General features: G+C 39.2%; 17 protein-coding genes. 6 read left to right on the top strand and 11 right to left on the bottom strand.

Annotated features, from left to right (window positions below):
* Positions 1 to 5 precede the first annotated feature (5 nt).
* From ACN9MR_RS17110 to tssD, 4 genes are all read right to left on the bottom strand, one after another.
* A complete protein-coding gene (locus ACN9MR_RS17110; RefSeq protein ID WP_426325398.1) occupies positions 6 to 1,811 on the bottom strand; it encodes a type VI secretion system Vgr family protein in 1,806 nt (601 codons plus the stop codon).
* Positions 1,812 to 1,851: 40 nt separating this feature from the next.
* Positions 1,852 to 2,568 carry a hypothetical protein gene (locus ACN9MR_RS17115; RefSeq protein ID WP_426325400.1) on the bottom strand — a complete coding sequence of 239 codons (717 nt, stop codon included), beginning with the start codon at positions 2,566 to 2,568 and terminating at the stop codon, positions 1,852 to 1,854.
* A gap of 6 nt (positions 2,569 to 2,574) precedes the next feature.
* Positions 2,575 to 3,138 carry a hypothetical protein gene (locus ACN9MR_RS17120; RefSeq protein WP_426325402.1) on the bottom strand — a complete coding sequence of 188 codons (564 nt, stop codon included), beginning with the start codon at positions 3,136 to 3,138 and terminating at the stop codon, positions 2,575 to 2,577.
* A gap of 101 nt (positions 3,139 to 3,239) precedes the next feature.
* Entirely contained in the window at positions 3,240 to 3,395 is a 156-nt protein-coding gene (tssD, locus tag ACN9MR_RS17125; protein WP_426325404.1) for a type VI secretion system tube protein TssD, read from the bottom strand.
* Positions 3,396 to 3,786: 391 nt separating this feature from the next.
* Here tssD and ACN9MR_RS17130 point away from each other — a divergent pair, with 391 nt between their 5' ends.
* Positions 3,787 to 3,960, top strand: coding sequence for a hypothetical protein (locus ACN9MR_RS17130; protein WP_426325406.1), 174 nt, complete (start codon positions 3,787 to 3,789; stop codon positions 3,958 to 3,960).
* Positions 3,961 to 4,516: 556 nt separating this feature from the next.
* Here the strand turns inward: ACN9MR_RS17130 and ACN9MR_RS17135 are convergent.
* On the bottom strand, positions 4,517 to 5,959 hold the full coding sequence (locus ACN9MR_RS17135) for an APC family permease (protein ID WP_426325408.1): 1,443 nt from the start codon (positions 5,957 to 5,959) through the stop codon (positions 4,517 to 4,519).
* 266 nt (positions 5,960 to 6,225) lie between these two features.
* On the opposite strand from ACN9MR_RS17135, the gene ACN9MR_RS17140 reads away from it, so the two are divergent.
* The 5 genes from ACN9MR_RS17140 (at position 6,226) to ACN9MR_RS17160 (ending at position 12,432) form a co-directional block, all read left to right on the top strand.
* Entirely contained in the window at positions 6,226 to 8,472 is a 2,247-nt protein-coding gene (locus ACN9MR_RS17140; protein ID WP_426325410.1) for a sodium-translocating pyrophosphatase, read from the top strand.
* 116 nt (positions 8,473 to 8,588) lie between these two features.
* Positions 8,589 to 10,064 carry an amino acid permease gene (locus tag ACN9MR_RS17145; protein ID WP_426325412.1) on the top strand — a complete coding sequence of 492 codons (1,476 nt, stop codon included), beginning with the start codon at positions 8,589 to 8,591 and terminating at the stop codon, positions 10,062 to 10,064.
* Between the two features lie 98 nt (positions 10,065 to 10,162).
* On the top strand, positions 10,163 to 11,494 hold the full coding sequence (locus tag ACN9MR_RS17150; RefSeq protein ID WP_426325414.1) for a porin: 1,332 nt from the start codon (positions 10,163 to 10,165) through the stop codon (positions 11,492 to 11,494).
* A 79-nt stretch (positions 11,495 to 11,573) separates the two neighbouring features.
* Entirely contained in the window at positions 11,574 to 12,140 is a 567-nt protein-coding gene (locus ACN9MR_RS17155) for a MarC family protein (RefSeq protein WP_029274105.1), read from the top strand.
* 67 nt (positions 12,141 to 12,207) lie between these two features.
* A complete protein-coding gene (locus ACN9MR_RS17160) occupies positions 12,208 to 12,432 on the top strand; it encodes a hypothetical protein (protein ID WP_426325416.1) in 225 nt (74 codons plus the stop codon).
* Between the two features lie 131 nt (positions 12,433 to 12,563).
* Here ACN9MR_RS17160 and ACN9MR_RS17165 read toward each other — a convergent pair whose 3' ends face one another.
* The 6 genes from ACN9MR_RS17165 to ACN9MR_RS17190 form a co-directional block, all read right to left on the bottom strand.
* Positions 12,564 to 13,730, bottom strand: coding sequence for an RsmB/NOP family class I SAM-dependent RNA methyltransferase (locus ACN9MR_RS17165; RefSeq protein ID WP_426325418.1), 1,167 nt, complete (start codon positions 13,728 to 13,730; stop codon positions 12,564 to 12,566).
* A gap of 35 nt (positions 13,731 to 13,765) precedes the next feature.
* Positions 13,766 to 14,977 carry an ABC transporter substrate-binding protein gene (locus ACN9MR_RS17170; protein WP_426325420.1) on the bottom strand — a complete coding sequence of 404 codons (1,212 nt, stop codon included), beginning with the start codon at positions 14,975 to 14,977 and terminating at the stop codon, positions 13,766 to 13,768.
* Between the two features lie 111 nt (positions 14,978 to 15,088).
* A complete protein-coding gene (gene guaA / locus ACN9MR_RS17175; protein ID WP_426325422.1) occupies positions 15,089 to 16,618 on the bottom strand; it encodes a glutamine-hydrolyzing GMP synthase in 1,530 nt (509 codons plus the stop codon).
* Positions 16,619 to 16,807: 189 nt separating this feature from the next.
* Positions 16,808 to 17,206, bottom strand: coding sequence for a type II toxin-antitoxin system VapC family toxin (locus ACN9MR_RS17180; RefSeq protein ID WP_426325424.1), 399 nt, complete (start codon positions 17,204 to 17,206; stop codon positions 16,808 to 16,810).
* The gene (locus ACN9MR_RS17185; RefSeq protein ID WP_426325426.1) at positions 17,203 to 17,439 is read right to left on the bottom strand and encodes a type II toxin-antitoxin system Phd/YefM family antitoxin; all 237 of its coding nucleotides are present in this window, start codon (positions 17,437 to 17,439) and stop codon (positions 17,203 to 17,205) included. Before ACN9MR_RS17185 ends, ACN9MR_RS17180 begins: the two co-directional genes overlap by 4 nt.
* A gap of 145 nt (positions 17,440 to 17,584) precedes the next feature.
* Complete coding sequence (locus ACN9MR_RS17190) at positions 17,585 to 18,043, bottom strand: deoxycytidylate deaminase (RefSeq protein WP_426325428.1); 459 nt, start codon at positions 18,041 to 18,043, stop codon at positions 17,585 to 17,587.
* Between the last annotated feature and the right edge of the window lie 16 nt (positions 18,044 to 18,059).

Genomic DNA, 18,059 nt, shown 5'->3' on the forward strand with positions numbered 1-18,059 from the left:
CTAACTTAATTAATATCTACTTGACTACCATTTATCGTTTGTACCCCATCCGATTTTGACAGAATTGTTGTTCCGCTGGTTACTGAAACGCCCTCCGTTACGGATTCTTTCTTAGTTTTTCCATCAAAACTGTAATTCGTATAACCTGATTTACCCACAAATACGCTAATTCCAGATTTATCTCCCCAATTGATGTTTACCGAGTTCTTCCCTTGAATATTAATGATTTCGCCAATAATATCAATCGTACCATCCTTTTTCATCGTAATACTACTTAAACCTGTTTTAATTACGATTGTCTCAGCAGATTCCGCGGTAATTAACCCTGGTCCATTTTCGATCTTCACATAGTTTGCCGCATTGGTACCCAGGTTCAGTGCGTGGTTTAGATCGTCAAAACTTAAACAGCTTCCCTTTCTTGATGTTAAACCCTTGGTATTACTATTTTTAAACCCGCTACTATCGCCGCTTTTGCCGTGGTAAACACTGCCCATTACTACCGGCCTGGCCACATTACCTTCTTCGAAAGCAATTACCACCTGGTCGCCTTTTTCGGGGATGACGTGGAAACCCCTGTTTTTCCCGGTATCACCACTACCTGCATTGGGGCTGACAACCCTTAACCATTCAGTTGGATCGTTGGTTTGGCATTCCCATTTAAATTTAACCTTAATCCTCCCCTGCCCCTGTGGATCATCGTTATCAACCACATCTGCCAGCTGCATATCCGATTGTGGTTTTTGGTAATTCTTAACCATGATACGCTCGGTTGTGGCCACCAGACCCTCGAAAGTATTGCTGTACTTACCTGTTCCATCTATCTGGTGATTGATGGAAGTAATCAGGAATTTACCAAGGCTTTCGGTTGCAAAAGCAAGTTCTTTCCGTATACTCATCGTTATTTCGGCGATGCTGCCAATACCCAGCGACGCATTATCACCACCGGCATTAATTTTTAACAGTTCACTGATGTGTGCCTTCTCCTCATTTTCTACATGGCTCTTAATATCATTGCTGTTATCTACCCTGATTAAGGACGGCTGATTAAAGGTTTTGCTATACATGCTATTGGAGGCCTTAATGGCATGTGCCAGATCAGGATTTCCATCAGCCTTACCTGCACTTTCGCTCTGCAGCATCTCATCCTGTTTGGGATTGTAAGCAAAACGTTTATACTTGATGGGCGAAACTTCCATAGCATATTGCAGGTTAAACACATCGCGGCCATAAAAAAGTGATACTTCTTTTTGCTTGTCGGGTTTGCCAAAATTAAGCTGCTTTCCATCATAGTAAAACCACTCATGGTATTCGCCTGATAAACGGTTAAGAAATTCGAAATCGCTTTCGCGGTATTGGATAAGGTAATCGATCGCCGCTTTTCTTGATGCATTGCTCACAATAGTCAAGTCGTTAGCGGGGGTATCTTTCGTGGCCAGCCTAACAATAGTATCGAGGTCTTTATCTAAATAAGAGCCTAAATCTGGTCCACGGTCTATTAATATAGTAGGACTATAGCCACTTACAATAAGTACGCCATGGTAGCCATGACTTTGTGAGAGTTCTACTTTTGTAACCAATCCGGAAAAATGCTGCAGGTTTTCTGGCGAATGCCCAAAAGAAGCGGTTAGGGTTTTGCCCACGAAATCGCGGCTATCATCTAAACTGATCAAACCCGGGGCACCCAATTGATCGTGGTTAAAATGCAGTTCAAAATAATGGTGCTGGTTAAAAGCCTGTATCAGATTAAAAGAAGCAAAATGTGCAATTGCTGAGTCTTCAATACTGATTTCTACGATAAGTTTGTTTTCCATAATGTAGTATATTCATTTACTTTACCGGTAGCGTTATTGGCTACATTGTTTTATAAACCGCAATTTTATAAAGCCCGGGATAAAAATGCACTTCAAATTGCGTTCCTGCTGCATTTCTTTTAGGTGACGCCTCTATAGCTTTTTTAGTGTAGGGATGCACTTCTATAGTATTACCTTTTTTTAGATAACCATTGCCGATCATGGTATCGATGTCATTTGGACGAACATGGATACAACCATGCGATTCTGCCAGTTGGAAAACCCTTCCGGCAGCTGTTGCTGCTTCATCAGGCGGCGTAGTATGGATAAAATCGCCCATAATATATTCCTTCCCGTTCATTTTCCGATCGTTGTTCGTATCTTTGAAATACTTCACCGAAATATGTCCAAAATCATTGAACAGCCATTTGCTTGGAATCGGCGAATTGGGATAAAGGTCGCGCTGGTATTTTAGCACAGCATCGGTAACCCCTTTTTGATCGTTTTTATATTTCCCCCACTGTGCGTTTACATCGGTTAACTTTTTCCATTGACCAGACAGTTTCACCATCACAATTCCACCGCTTATTTTTACTTCTGTTCCCCAAGGGATACCAGACCACGTGGCGTAACGGCCATAACTAACATGTTTTTCGATGCTTTTTATTACAAACCTACCTGTGGTTGTAGAGGTTTGCGCATGGCCATCGCCCCCCATTTTCACATTGGAAGGTCCGCCGTGTGCATCATATTCCTTAATTTTTACGAGCGTGTTCATTGTTGTTTATCTGTATTTTAAAACCTCAACCATGGTTACATGGGCAAGCGCTAATTTCTCGTTATCGTTAAAAGTTAATTTTATGGCTGTATTGGCATTTACATTTATCTGAACAGGACGCGGCTGCTCTGTAACACCGATCATCGGCTTTTCTTTATTTACATCCCCAAAGTGCCGGGTAAAATCTCCTATGCGTAAAGAATCTGTAATCGATTTTGGCACCAATAATATAATCCCCGCACTTATGGCAGCGGTATCGTTATTTTGATAGGGCTGAACGATGATACTTTTATCATCACTATATTTTTTACCGTTATATATGGTTAGCGGTAATTTGGCTGCAAATGTTTTGTTCAATGATATTATACCAGCTTCGTTAAACCTGGTTAAAGGAAGCTTCGCCACCGAATCGGTATAAGAAAGAAACAAATCGGTAACACTTACTTTTTCTGTTATCTTATTATCGTTTGGTTTACTATTCTGCTTGCCATCTCCATTACAACCTACAAAACAGGCAGATACTATATATAGCAAAACAAAAAACATATTAAAACGGAAGTATGAGCGCATAATCTGCATGTTAAAGGTTTAAAAACAGTGCCGGGCGAATAGTGGTTGGCGTTAAGCGGCAACACCATTTATTCCAACACCTCAATTGAACATTAGGGTAATTAATCCAGGTTTTCGCCTGATCTGATACTTATATTGGCACCGTGATTTATGGAACAGGAACTCCTAAATAGATCTACATCACGGTTAAACACATAGGCATACTGAAGTACCTGGTACTCTTTGCCTGAAAAATTTAATCTAGCTTTGAAAGCCATAGTTTTAAAATTTAAAGGTTAAAATTTGATTAGTGTAGCTAGGCCACGGCACTTATTAAACCAAATATCAGGCCAATTGTAAGGTAGCCCCCTCAGTAACAATCACTAAAGTAAAATCCAAAAGAAAGAAAACAAATGTTTAAATAGCTTAAAAATGGATTTAAACTAAAAATACAGGTTGATAAAGTTGTTGAAAAATTTTTGCCTATACTTTACTACGAAACACAGCTTTGTAAACTTTAGTCTAAAAAATGATACGTTTTTTTGGGGTTTAGGGTTTAGGGTTTAGGGTTTAGGGAAAACCATTTCGAACGGCAAAGTTTAAAAAAACCATTAATTTCTTTTTTAGAAAAGCAAAGTCTGTGTTTCATAGCAACGTTAGTCCCGCCACATGCTCATACGCCTGCAGGCCTTAAGCGCAAGGCCGGTATCCGCCATGTCGGGTTTAGGTCACCCCCGTTTCCTGCACAGCTTTAAGTGCGTTAAACCCGGTAGCAGCGGGTACGATCCCGATTTTATCATCGGGAGAAGTAAAGCGGATAACGGGGCTACCGGAACCGATTGACACTGAAACCTGATTTCCAAAACTCTTTAAATAAAAAATGAGCAATAAATAATACTTCAGATATTTAGAAAAGCAATTGAGGTATTCTATGGCAATGTTGTCCCGCCACATGCATACGCCTGCAAGCCTTAAGCGTAAGGCCGGTATCCGCTATGTCGGGTTTAGACCACCCCGTTTCCTGCACAGCTTTAAGTGCGTTAAACCCGGTAGCAGCGGGTACGATCCCGATTTTATCATCGGGAGAAGTAAAGCGGATAATGTGGCTTTCGGAACCGATTGAGACAGAAACTGCTTTTCAAAATGTAAAAATTAGATGTGAGAAATAAAAAAACCTCTCAGATTTAATTCGGTGTGTCTTTTTTTTTTAAAGGCCTCATTGAGGGCTTTGCCGTTTAAAAGTCTGTGAGGTTCCGTTGTAAATTCTCTTCTCCGTAGCGTCATCCTGAACTTGTTTCAGGATCTATCCTATCAGTAAGATGCTGACCACGTAGTAGCTACAAGGCAATTAAAAATACTATTTCCACCTTGTAAAACAAGTTCAGCAGGACGACCCTGGCTAATTCTGCTGCTCATTTTTATTAATAAAAAAGTAGACAGGCACCCCCAGCAAAACAATCACAAGCCCCGGCCAGGTATACTGCTGTTTATAAATGAGCAGCAAAATACAAAACGCCGCTCCTATCAATAAGTAAATAATCGGTGTAACTGGATATAACCAGGTTTTGTAAGGCCTTTCAAGACTAGGTTGTTTTATCCTTAAATAAATAACACCAAAAACAGTAATCATATAAAAGAGTACAATAACAAAGGATATCATATCTAAAAGATTACCATATTGCCCACTTAAACATAAAGCAGATGCCCAAATGCCCTGCATCCAAAGTGATCTTTCAGGAACTCCATTTTTATTGTTTTTTAATGCTGCTTTAAAAAACATTCCATCTTTTGCCATGGTTTGAAAAACCCTTGCACCTGCTAATACGATTCCATTAACACAACCGAAAGTAGAAATCATTACCAGCAATGCAATTACAATTGTGCCGATTCCGCTACCAAAAATCTGTTCAGAGGCTGCAACAGCAACCCGATCATTGAGTGCAAAAGCAATACTATCTCTGTTTAGGGTATTGAGGTAGACAAAGTTGACCAATAAATAAAGAATCATTACTGCCGAGGTACCCAAAACCATAGAACGTACCACATTTTTTTTAGGGTTTTCGATTTCCCCAGAGACAAAAGTTACGTTTTCCCAAGCTACACTCGAAAATACCGAACCAACCATGGCCGCTGCAATTCCACCCATTATTGCCATTCCGGAAATGGATTCCCACCCCGATTTCAGAAAATTGCCGCTCAGATCTGTTTTAAGATTATTGAAAGCATCCTGGCCAAAACTCATATTTCCTGCCCAAAAACTGTTTTTTACCAGAAGAAAACCTAAAATAATTAAGCCGATTAAAGCGACAATTTTAGACCCGGTAAAAATGTTCTGCAAAATTTTACCGCCTTCAACACCTTTTGTATTGATATAGGTTAAAAGCAGAATCACACCGATAGCTAAAATCTGTATCCAGGTAATTTTATAACCGCCGCTTTGAAAAATTGGAGTAGCATCATTTAAGGCAGGAAATAAATAGGCTGTAAATTTGCCGAATGCAACAGCAACAGCGGCAATAGTGCCGGTTTGAATTACCGTAAACAGCCCCCAGCCATAAAGAAATCCCATCATTTTACCGAAAATCTCTTTCAGGTAAGTGTATTGCCCACCGGCTTTGGGAAACATGGAAGAAAGTTCTCCGTAAGAAATTGCGGCGGCAACTGTCATCACCCCGGTAATCACCCAAACCACAATCAACCAGTAACCAGAACCTAAATTCCGCATGATGTCGGCGCTAACAATAAAGATCCCGCTTCCGATCATCGAACCCATTACCAGCATGGTGGCATCAAAAAGGCTTAATTTTCTTTTAGAAGGCCCATCTTCCTTTTCAATTTTCATTTTAGTTGAGTTTAGTTTGGGAGCTAATTTATTTAAAAAAAAGAAAATAGGATGCTGTTCTGTTGTATTATTTTAAGGAGGAAAAATTTATTTGCCTCCGTTGTGAAAATTTTAATCACAAGAAAAATATTTTATTAACTTGCTAGATATAAGTACTGATTATGGAGCGAGGCGTTTGGCTTGGATCAAACAATTAACCGATTTAAACAGTTCACCAATTAAACAACAATGTAAACAACTAACCAAATATAAATCAATTATTAACTATGGATTTTTTACAAAACAATTTAATTTACTGTATTCCGGCGCTGGGCCTTGTCGGGATTATAGTTATGATGATTAAAAGCGCCTGGGTAAACAAGCAAGATGCAGGTGATAAAAACATGCAGGAACTTGCTGGCTATATAGCCGATGGTGCTATGGCCTTTTTAAAAGCCGAATGGAGGGTACTGAGCATTTTTGCTGTTTTTACAGCAGCACTTTTAGCCTACTCCGGAACAATTACCGAAATTAAAGGTGTTCCGATGCATTCGAGCTGGATTATCTCTATCTCTTTTATTATTGGAGCCGTATTTTCTGCAACTGCAGGTTATATCGGAATGAAATCGGCTACAAAAGCGAATGTCAGAACCACACAGGCTGCTAGAACAAGTTTAAAACAAGCATTAAAAGTTTCGTTTACTGGAGGTACCGTAATGGGTTTAGGTGTAGCTGGCCTTGCCGTTTTAGGTTTAGGTGGTTTATTTATTGTTTTTTTACAGCTATTTCATGTAACCAGTGCCAATAGTGTAGAAATGAGAACTGCCATTGAGGTTTTAACCGGTTTCTCTTTAGGAGCAGAATCAATAGCCTTGTTTGCTCGTGTTGGTGGTGGTATATATACTAAGGCTGCCGATGTTGGTGCCGATTTAGTAGGTAAAGTAGAGGCTGGGATTCCGGAAGATGATGTTCGTAATCCTGCAACCATTGCCGATAACGTAGGCGATAACGTAGGTGATGTAGCAGGCATGGGCGCCGATTTATTCGGTTCTTATGTAGCAACAATATTGGCAACCATGGTTTTAGGGCAAGAAATTACCGTAACAGATAAATTTGGCGGCATGTCTCCTATCCTTTTGCCTATGGTAATCTGCGGGTTGGGTATTTTATTCTCGATCATTGGTACCTGGTTTGTAACCATTAAAGATGATAAATCAAATGTTCAGACGGCTTTAAACCTGGGCAACTGGTCATCGATCTTGATTACCGCGGTAGCCTCGTTCTTTATCGTAAAATGGATGCTACCAGAAACATTAAACTTACGTGGTTATGAGTTCTCCAGTATAAACGTGTTTTACGCCATTATCGTTGGTTTAGTGGTGGGTACCATTATGAGTATTGTTACCGAATATTTTACCGCAATGGGCAAAGGTCCTGTAAATTCTATTATCCAACAATCATCAACCGGACATGCGACTAATATTATTGCAGGTTTAGCCGTCGGAATGAAATCGACTGTTATTCCAATTTTGGTTTTGGCCGGAGGGATTATGTTATCCTATCACTTTGCGGGCTTATATGGCGTGGCCATTGCAGCAGCAGGTATGATGGCCACAACGGCTATGCAATTGGCAATTGATGCTTTCGGACCAATTGCGGATAATGCGGGCGGTATTGCCGAAATGAGTCAGTTACCTCCGGAAGTACGCGAACGTACCGATAATTTAGATGCCGTTGGAAATACAACTGCAGCTACCGGTAAAGGATTTGCCATTGCATCTGCAGCCTTAACCTCTTTAGCATTATTTGCTGCTTTTGTAGGTATTGCAGGAATTACGGCTATAGATATTTATAAAGCACCGGTTTTAGCCGGATTATTTGTTGGCGGGATGATTCCTTTCATTTTCTCGGCACTTTGTATCCAGGCTGTGGGTAAAGCGGCAATGGATATGGTTCAGGAAGTTCGTCGCCAGTTTAGGGAAATTCCTGGCATTATGGAATACAAAGCCAAACCAGAATACGAAAAATGTGTGGCCATTTCAACCAAAGCATCTATCCGCGAAATGATGATGCCTGGAGCCATCGCCTTAATCACGCCTATAATTATTGGTTTTACCTTTGGACCGGAAGTTTTGGGTGGATTACTGGCCGGAGTAACCGTTACCGGTGTATTGATGGGAATTTTCCAAAGCAACGCAGGTGGCGCATGGGATAACGCCAAAAAATCTTTCGAACAAGGTGTAATGATCAATGGAGAAATGCATTACAAAAAATCAGAACCGCATAAGGCTTCGGTAACCGGAGATACTGTAGGCGATCCTTTTAAGGATACTTCGGGCCCTTCAATGAACATTTTAATCAAATTAATGTCTATTGTTTCACTGGTTATTGCTCCATACATCGCAGTTAAGGCAATTGCCAGCGAACATAAGCAAGAAGTTCGAAAAGAAATCAGAATTGAGCAAAAAACCGATAGTTTGGGTAACGTAATTACGGATACTTTAACAAATACTACCGACACTTTAAGGCGTTAGTTGTAAAAACATTGATAAAATAATAGCTAAAGGGATTTTTTAACCAAAATCCCTTTTACATTTCCGTAATTTTTAATTACGTTTGGAGCTGAATTAATCTAAACAAAAACTATAATATGGGTTTATTTACTAAAAAGCCAATGCATCTATTGCTTGAAGAAGCAGGTGATTCAGGCAAAGGCTTAAAGCGCACACTTAGTGCAGGTGCATTAGTTGCATTGGGTGTAGGGGCTATTATTGGTGCCGGGCTATTTGTTCGTACTGCTGCTGCAGCCGCTCAGAATGCTGGACCATCAGTTACAATCGGTTTTATAATAGCTGCAATAGGCTGCGCTTTGGCAGGTCTATGTTATGCTGAGCTCTCTTCTTCTATTCCAATCTCCGGTAGTGCATATACTTATACTTATGCTACTATGGGCGAGCTGATGGCTTGGGTTATTGGATGGGATTTAGTGTTAGAATATGCTGTAGGTGCCGCTACGGTAGGTATAGCCTGGAGTGAATATCTGAATAAACTATTGGTAGAAGTATTACATACCTCACCCATACCCTACGAGTGGTGCCACTCGCCTTTCCAATCGCATCCAGATGGTGCCGTAAATGGAATTATGAATCTTCCTGCCTTGTTTATTGTAGGCTTGTTAAGTTTACTTTTAATTAAAGGAACTTCAGAATCTGCATTTGTAAACGGTTTAATCGTAATTACCAAAGTGGGTATTGTTATCTTAATCATTGTTTTAGGTTGGGGCTTCATCAACGAAGCAAATCACCATCCATACATCCCGGCTGCCACCACTTATGTAGATCATGCAGGTATTAGCCATAGTTTTGGTGGTTTCTGGGGCGTTATTGGCGCTGCCGGAACAGTGTTCTTTGCCTTTATCGGTTTTGATGCGGTAAGTACTGCCGCTCAGGAAACCAAAAATCCTAAAACAGCAATGCCAATTGGTATTTTAGGATCGTTAGCAGTTTGTACTGTATTATATATATTGTTCGCACATGTTTTAACAGGAATTGCACCAGTTGAGTTTTTCAGAACTAAAGGTGGTGAAGCATCTGTGGTAGCTGCAATTAGCGAATATATGACTGGATACTCATGGTTATCTAAATTAGTAACCGTAGCTATTTTAGCCGGTTTCTCTTCTGTAATCTTGGTGATGTTATTGGGCCAAAGCCGTGTATTTTATTCGATGAGTAAAGATGGTTTATTACCTAAAATGTTCAGCGATTTACACCCTAAATTTAAAACACCTTATAAAGCAAACTTAGTGATCTTGGTAATTGTAGGTTTATTCGCTGCATTTATCCCAGGTGATGTAGTTGGTGACATGACCAGTATCGGTACATTATTTGCATTTATGCTTGTTTGTATAGCAGTAATCATCTTAAGAAAAACAGATCCGGATCTTCCACGTCAGTTTAGAACACCTTGGGTACCTTTAATTCCAATTTTGGGTGTTGTTGCCTGCGGTTTAATGATCCTTGGCTTAGGCTGGACAAACTGGTTAAGGTTATTTGGCTGGTTAGCATTAGGATTTATTATTTACTTTGGATACAGTAAAAAGAATTCTCATTTGAAAGACGCTAAATAAGTTCTATTTTCAAAAAAATAACAGCCTCGACCAAAAGTCGGGGCTTTTTTTATGTTAAATAATTGTTAATAAAACTACCTTTGCAAAAAATTGATAACATGTACCGCTATTCTGCCAAATTTAAAAGCGTTTATTTCTCCTTAACGATTGTTTTGCTATTCATTTCCGCCGCAGGATATGCCCAGAGAACAATTAACGATGTAATGGATTCTACCACAGTTAACCATTTGCTCATTATTTCGAAGAAATATGGTTCATTATCTTTTAGCGGATACCTCCAGCCTCAATTCCAGGTTGCGCAAGCAAATGGGGCACAGGCAGAATACCAGGGAGGAAATTTTGGCGAGTTTACCAATAACCGGTTCAGGCTAAGAAGAGGTCGTTTAAGGGCCGATTATATGATGCTAACGGATGATGGCAGTCCTTCTACCTATTTTGTACTTCAATTTGATGGTACAGAACAAGGCGTAGCGATCAGAGATTTTTGGGGTCGATATTACGAAAATAAATGGAAAATACTGGCGGTTACTTTAGGGCTTTCAGGTCGCCCCTTTGGGAACGAACTGCAGCTATCCTCTTCTGTTAGGGAAGCACCGGAGCGTGGCCGGATGTCGCAGATCTTAATGAAAACAGAACGCGATCTGGGCGTTACTTTTACCTTAAACCCAAGGTGGAAGGATGCCAGATTGAAAAACTTTGTATTCGATTTTGGCATTTACAATGGCCAGGGCTTAGCTGGCGCTGGAGAATTTGATAACAGTAAAGATTTTATCTTCAGGTTAAGCCATAAGACTTATGCTTTTAATAAATTTACGATTGCAGGCGGTATAAGCACCATACAAGGTGGTTTAAACCATCGTTTACCTGTAAGCTATAAAATGGACAGGAGCAACGATCAATGGAGAATGGTTAAAGATTCATCTGCTTCAACCATCAATAAAGTTGCTCCACGGAGATATTATGGTGCCGATATTCAGTTGGCCACAAAAACCAAAAGTTGGAAATCTGAACTAAGGGCAGAAGTAGTGTCAGGCTTACAAACAGGCACCTCAACTACCTCAACCACACCTGGTTCTTATCCTGTTGATAGCAAATCGGTAGCCTTACCTTATTATACCAGAACTTTTAATGGTGCTTATCTTACCTTTGTACAAACCTTGAACAGTACCGACAATCAAATTATCTTAAAATACGATTGGTACGATCCAAATTCGAAAGTAAAAGGACCTGATATTTCCAGCGACCGCGGCTTATCTCCTGCCGATGTGCGTTTTGATACTTTTGGTTTTGGCTTTTTACATCACTTTAATCCACATTTTAAAGCCGTGCTTTATTACGATATCATTAAAAACGAATCAACTCAGATTCAGGGTTATACCGCTGATAGAAAAGACAATGTGCTCACATTAAGAACACAGTTCTATTTCTAATAAATAACTGTACAATAGAGGAATTGATACAAATTCCGCTACCTTTGCTTAAAATTGCTCCGCTATGAAATTCGATTTTATGACGTTCAACTTAAGCCAGATCCTATCGACCACGATGGTGCTGTTTGCGATTATCGATATTTTAGGCGCTATTCCTGTTGTGATCGAATTACGCAGAAAAGCAGGGCATATCGAATCAGAAAAGGCGTCGCTTGTGGCTACAGGCTTAATGATCCTCTTTTTATTTGTTGGTGAATCTTTATTGAAAGTAATTGGATTAGATGTAGAATCTTTCGCCATTGCAGGTTCTTTCGTAATCTTTTTTATCGCCATGGAAATGGTATTGGGGTTAACGATTTTTAAAGAAGAAGCACCTGAAACAGTTTCGATCGTTCCATTGGCCTTCCCTTTAATTGCCGGAGCAGGTACAATGACTACTTTGCTTTCGCTAAAAACAGAATACCATACCCAGAATATATTGGTGGGTATTATACTCAATATGCTGTTTGTTTACTTCGTATTGAAGAACACCAACAGGCTGGAAAAACTTTTCGGAAAATCGGGTTTGAACATCTTACGTAAAGCCTTTGGGGTAATTTTATTGGCTATTGCCATTAAATTATTCAGAAATAATACAGGGCTTTAAGGATCATTTCAAAGCTTCGTTACCCTGTACCGAAGCTTCGGGATCAGGGTCCAATAAGCAAAAAAAGATGCTGAAACAAGTTAAGCATGACGACGAACGCAGGAAAGTACTCATCAAAATGACAATCCTCCAATCAATCTGTAACAATAATTGCGTATATTCATCTAAACATAAAGCTTACATCATGAACAGCTTTGAAGAATATACCTTAATTATTGGAGCAATAGCCGTATTAATTGAAGCAGTGAAATACTTCAAAAAGAATTTCAGATCCTGGTTTGAACATACGTAGTGTTTTGTCAAAAGCGACCGTCATGCCTGAATTTATTTCAGCATCTATGCATTAAGACCCTGAAATGAATTTACTTCGTAGCTTTCCGCTGCGCTACGGGTCAGGGTGACGAACCGAATAATTTAACCTGATTAATCTTGGCGCTTAATCAACCTCGCCACAAACATGGTATCCGCATTTTTTTCATAGCCTTTAATCAGTTCCATTTTTTCAAGTTCTAAGGGCAACTGATCAATCATATGCTGAACAATAGCTTCGTTTTCTTCGGCAAAAGCGGAACAGGTAATATAAATTAGCGGCTTGCCCGGCTTTAAATATTTTACAATATTTTGGACAATCCCCTTTTGAATGTGGGCAAATTGACTGATTTTCCGTTCCTCGAAAAATGTAAGCATCTCGGGTGTTCTGCCCCATGTTCCGGAACCAGTGCAGGGCGCATCCAAAATGATCCCGTCAAATTGATAGTGGTGTAAAACCTGATCGTTGTTCTGTAAAAGATCCAGTTCCTTTTTATGGTACTTTTTGATACCAGCTAAGCGAAAACGTTCATCTAAATTTAAGAGTACACTTTCCCTCAGATCAGAAACCAAAAGTTCGATCACAGGCTCCAAGCTATGCAACAGCAGCGTTTTTCCACCAGATGCTGCGCAGCAATCCCACCATTTATCCCATTTGTTCGGTTTAAAATAATTGCCCGTATGCTGAGAAGATAAATCCTGAACCTGGTAACTTCCTTCTTTTAATATGGTTTCGAGCTTAGTTCCGTTAGGCAAAGCCAGAGTAATATCAGAAATCGCTTTAACCGCAATGTTTTCATCTTCTAATTTGGAGATGATACTTGCAGATTCTTCTGCTGCCACCCTGATAAACAGATCTGGCTGTTTGAAGAATGAGGTGCAAAACGCTTCCCGATCTAATCCATCAGATAGATTTGCGTGAAACGGATATACCTCCTGCAAATCAAAATCCGGATACTTAGTTTTAATGATAGATATTTTTTCTTCCAGCGGCAGTATAATACTTTCCTTTAATTCTGGCAGATTTTTCTCTACAATAAGGCTAAGTGTATCGTGGCACAAGAAATCAGCAATGCCCAAACGTTCTTCCTGTGGAAGCGCCGATAAAGCCTTACCTAATCTAAAAAAGCTATATATATGACGTGTAGCCCATCTCCTATCGGATGAACCCATTTGCTTATGCTGCTTAAAATAAGTTGGTAGAAAACGATGCAAGGGCAAACTTCCATCATAATTATTTAAAATCTGTTCAAAGGCTCTTAACTGATGATCTGCTCTCATGCAATAATTAAAATGGAAGAAAAATAAATATAGAATTATTCAACTATGTTTAACGCAAAGTTTTTAAACTTCAGCAACATTAAACTGGTGTTAATATAGCCTAATTTTTCATCATGGATAAATGAAAAGTTATTATGGAGGCCTTTATATTTATCTTTTACCAGATAATCTCTATAATCCTCTCCGTACGTAGTTAACAGTTTACCGAAGTAGTAGCCAACATCAAAGCCTTTAAAGGCGTATTCTCCAGGCTCAAATCCGTATCTGTAGCGGTATTTTTTAATAAAGGCAACAACCGCAGTATTTTTGTAGTCTATTTTATAGGAAGAGCTGATAATGGTATTTAGATCTTGTAATTTATCTGTAGGGTAATTCTGTTTTATCCAATTAGGGTGACCAAATAGATTAATACTATAACCACCTGTAGGTAGATGCTTTAATTTATACAGTTTTTCTACGGTTGGTAATACAAAAGTCCTGTCGGATGAGGTAAGCACCACTGCATATTCTTTACCCTTGATCATTTTTGTTTCAAAAGCATAGGCCGAAGCATACTCCTGTACCACAAACTTGGTATTAGCTTGAAAATAGTTCCTTATTGGTGCTGCAAATTGTTCATCTTCTGTTTTCTTAGGGTTAATCAATACCACTATTGTATTTGCAGGATTATAATTTTTAGCGATATATGTGGCTATCTTTTTTCCATGCAATCCAATATTGTTTACAATGGATACCAGATTTGGATTGTTAAATTCACCAGGTTCGGAAGCGGCCAAAGGAGATACAATGATTGCATTATTTTCTTTGGCATAATTGGAGATAAACTTTAATCCATCGGGAAAAACAGGGCCAATAATTAAATTGCTTTGTTTAAAACGCTCATTTTTGTACAAGACCGATATATGTGCATTATCATCCTGCGTATCAAAAACATTTAGTTTAAAATTTAAACCCTGCGCCGCGGCAGAATCTAATCCCAATTTAAAACCCTGATAAAAATCGATAGGCATGGCATATTTTTCGATATCGGCTTTTGTTGCTGTTTTTAAATTCAGCTCATCCAACTTAAAGGGAACAAGCAGCGAAACACTTGCCTGCGAAAACTTTTTGATAGGCTTTTTATCTACTGGCTTTTCTTTTTCAACCGGTTTGCTCGTTTCGGGCTTGGGTGTCCTGATTTTAGGCGAACAAGCCCCAAAAACTACCGTAAACAAAACCAGCAACCAATAAACCTTCTTGAAATTCATACCTATCATTTTTAACAAAATATGCTAGCAAAGTTTATTCCACCTTGCTAGCATAACATTTATTTTATGCAGTTTGGGCTGAAAACACCAAACTGAAAACGCACAACTGAATTATTCCCACTCAATAGTTGCAGGTGGTTTAGAGCTGATATCGTATACCACTCTATTGATGCCTTTAACTTTGTTGATGATTTCGTTTGAGATTTTAGCCAATACCGGATAAGGTAAATGGCACCAATCTGCAGTCATCCCATCAAGTGATTCAACGGCTCTTAATGCAATTACATTTTCGTAAGTACGCTCATCACCCATCACCCCAACAGACCTTACTGGTAAGAAGATAGCACCTGCCTGCCATACTTTATCGTATAGGCCTGCTTCTTTTAAATTGTCGATATAAATTTTATCGGCATCTTGTAAAATGGCAACTTTTTCTGGCGTAACCTCTCCGATAATGCGGATACCAAGACCTGGACCTGGAAATGGGTGACGGCCTAGAATAAATGATTCTAATCCTAAAGTGGTACCTACTCTCCTTACTTCATCTTTAAACAAAGTTTTAAGTGGCTCTACTACTTTAAGTTTCATAAAATCTGGTAAACCACCTACATTATGGTGCGATTTAATGGTTGCCGACGGCCCTTTAACCGAAACTGATTCGATAATATCAGGATATATTGTACCTTGGGCCAACCACTTTACATCTTGAATAAGATGAGATTCTTCATCGAAAACTTCGATAAACACACGGCCGATAATCTTACGTTTTGTTTCCGGGTCTTCTACGCCGGCCAACTGGCCCAAGAATTTATCCTTAGCATCAACACCTTTAATATTCAGTCCGAAATCTTTGTATTGCTCTAAAACACTTTCATATTCGTTTTTACGCAATAAACCATTATCAACAAATATACAGTGCAGGTTTGTACCAATGGCTTTATGTAAAAGTACCGCAGCAACACTACTGTCAACACCACCTGAAAGTGCCAAAACAACTTTATCGTTACCTACAGTAGCTTTAATATCGGCAATGGTAGTTTCAACAAAAGCGGCAGAAGTCCAGTCCTGGCTGCATCCGCAAATATCAACCAAGAAGTTTTCTAAAAGGATTTTCCCATCAATACTATGCGTTACCTCAGGATGGAACTGGATGGCATAAGTATCTGAATCTTTAATATGGTAAGCGGCCACTTTTACGCTATCGGTACTGGCAATCAGCTCAAAATTTTCTGGAATATCGGTAATCGTATCGCCATGGCTCATCCAAACTTGTGAACCGATGTTAATGCCTTTAAATAATTTATTCTCCTGGTTTACAAAATTCAGGTTAGCACGACCATATTCGCGTGTTGAAGATGGCTGAACTGCACCGCCAGAATGTTGGGCTATATATTGTGCACCGTAACAAACAGCCAATAATGGGTATTTTAAATGGTATTTCGATAAATCGATATGAGGTGCATCTTCCTGACGAACAGAGAATGGACTACCCGAAAAAATAACTCCTTTTACATCAGGCGTAACCTCAGGAAGATTGTTGTATGGATATATTTCACAGTAAATATTTAGTTCGCGAACCCTACGAGCGATGAGTTGTGTAAATTGCGAACCAAAATCGACGATAATGATTTTTTCTTGCATCCGCAAAGGTAGCAATTAGATATGAGATTTGAGGTCGAAGATTTGAGATTTTTAGCGGAAAAAGTCCGAGGTCAGTAGCTTGGAGTCAGAAGCCGGTTTGGAGTTGAGTGTTTGGCGCTTGGAGCTAATTAACCGATTAATTAGCCTACAACTTGCAGTCACCAATGAACTAATACCAATGAACAATAATCACCAAACAACCTTTAATCCTGCAGATTGATATTTACTGATATTTTCATCTTTGCTAATTAAGGTTATATCTTTTTGAATAGCTTGCCATATTAACATCCTATCAAAAGGGTCTCTATGCCAAGTGGCATTTAACTTATAATGACTTGCTGCTGATTCTGGCGAAACTGGCATTAAGTCAAAACCCAAATCTTTTGCTTGTCTCATCAATTCATTAGGTTCTAAACCGATGAGATTGAGTTTACCCAGTGCGTATTTAAGTGATATTTCCCAAAGACTAATGGCACTTATAAAAATTGTATTTTCGTTATTTTCAATTATAGAAATTGCCTTTTCTGAAAGCCTTTTCGGATCAATTATCGTCCACAAAAACACATGTGTATCCAACAAGTAAATCATAGCCCTAGCAGCTCTTCGTCTGTCATGGCAAAATCGTCGTTAAAAATTACTTTAGCCTTACCTTCTAAAGGACCCAATTTTCTTTTAGTTTTACTTTTACCTGATTCCGGAAGAAAATAGCCAATAACCTCTTTTTTTCTTCCATAAGTTACGGCAATACCAATACCTGCTTTAACATCTTCAAGCACTTCAGAAAAGTGAGCTTTAAATTCTCCAACTGACATTGTTTTCATAGTTAAATATTTTGTAATCAAATATAAACAAAACTTGTCAAGTTGTCAAGATGAAACTAAGTTATGTTTGAGATATAAACTTTAATGAGCTGATGTACAAACTTGCAGTCACCAATGAACTAATGACAAATGAACCACTGAACCTCTACGATTCCATCAAAACTACTTCAACCCCAAATTTTCGTAAAAAGTCTACCCCTTCATCGCTGGATAAACCTTTGTAAGCCGCGTAGGATTTCGAATAATATACCAATTTAATTCCTGATGACAGAATCAAGCGGGCACAGGCAATACAAGGCGACAAGGTGGTATACAAAGTACAACCTTCTATTTTCGAACCGTTTTTAGAGGCATACAGGATTGCATTCTCCTCAGCGTGTAAGGCTAAAGAACAACTCCCCTTACTATCGCGGGCACAGCCATGCTCTGGCCATTCCTCATCGCAATTGTGCGTACCGGCCGGTGGGCCATTATAACCGATAGAAATAATACGGGTATCCTTTGTGAGCACTGCACCTACATGGGCACGTACGCAATGCGAACGGGCTGCCAAATCGGTGGCAAGGTTCATAAATATCGAATCGAAACTTGGTTTATCTGCCATTATAAAAATCAAAAAA

This window comes from Pedobacter sp. R-06, assembly GCF_049913135.1.
Lineage (GTDB): Bacteria > Bacteroidota > Bacteroidia > Sphingobacteriales > Sphingobacteriaceae > Pedobacter.

Excerpts from the sequence above, each read along its gene's own strand:
- ACN9MR_RS17110 (WP_426325398.1), bottom strand. The coding sequence starts at position 1,811 with ATGGAAAACAAACTTATCGTAGAAATCAGTATTGAAGACTCAGCAATT.
- ACN9MR_RS17115 (WP_426325400.1), bottom strand. The coding sequence starts at position 2,568 with ATGAACACGCTCGTAAAAATTAAGGAATATGATGCACACGGCGGACCT.
- ACN9MR_RS17120 (WP_426325402.1), bottom strand. The coding sequence starts at position 3,138 with ATGCGCTCATACTTCCGTTTTAATATGTTTTTTGTTTTGCTATATATA.
- tssD (WP_426325404.1), bottom strand. The coding sequence starts at position 3,395 with ATGGCTTTCAAAGCTAGATTAAATTTTTCAGGCAAAGAGTACCAGGTA.
- ACN9MR_RS17130 (WP_426325406.1), top strand. The coding sequence starts at position 3,787 with ATGCTCATACGCCTGCAGGCCTTAAGCGCAAGGCCGGTATCCGCCATG.
- ACN9MR_RS17135 (WP_426325408.1), bottom strand. The coding sequence starts at position 5,959 with ATGAAAATTGAAAAGGAAGATGGGCCTTCTAAAAGAAAATTAAGCCTT.
- ACN9MR_RS17140 (WP_426325410.1), top strand. The coding sequence starts at position 6,226 with ATGGATTTTTTACAAAACAATTTAATTTACTGTATTCCGGCGCTGGGC.
- ACN9MR_RS17145 (WP_426325412.1), top strand. The coding sequence starts at position 8,589 with ATGGGTTTATTTACTAAAAAGCCAATGCATCTATTGCTTGAAGAAGCA.
- ACN9MR_RS17150 (WP_426325414.1), top strand. The coding sequence starts at position 10,163 with ATGTACCGCTATTCTGCCAAATTTAAAAGCGTTTATTTCTCCTTAACG.
- ACN9MR_RS17155 (WP_029274105.1), top strand. The coding sequence starts at position 11,574 with ATGACGTTCAACTTAAGCCAGATCCTATCGACCACGATGGTGCTGTTT.
- ACN9MR_RS17160 (WP_426325416.1), top strand. The coding sequence starts at position 12,208 with ATGCTGAAACAAGTTAAGCATGACGACGAACGCAGGAAAGTACTCATC.
- ACN9MR_RS17165 (WP_426325418.1), bottom strand. The coding sequence starts at position 13,730 with ATGAGAGCAGATCATCAGTTAAGAGCCTTTGAACAGATTTTAAATAAT.
- ACN9MR_RS17170 (WP_426325420.1), bottom strand. The coding sequence starts at position 14,977 with ATGAATTTCAAGAAGGTTTATTGGTTGCTGGTTTTGTTTACGGTAGTT.
- guaA (WP_426325422.1), bottom strand. The coding sequence starts at position 16,618 with ATGCAAGAAAAAATCATTATCGTCGATTTTGGTTCGCAATTTACACAA.
- ACN9MR_RS17180 (WP_426325424.1), bottom strand. The coding sequence starts at position 17,206 with ATGATTTACTTGTTGGATACACATGTGTTTTTGTGGACGATAATTGAT.
- ACN9MR_RS17185 (WP_426325426.1), bottom strand. The coding sequence starts at position 17,439 with ATGAAAACAATGTCAGTTGGAGAATTTAAAGCTCACTTTTCTGAAGTG.
- ACN9MR_RS17190 (WP_426325428.1), bottom strand. The coding sequence starts at position 18,043 with ATGGCAGATAAACCAAGTTTCGATTCGATATTTATGAACCTTGCCACC.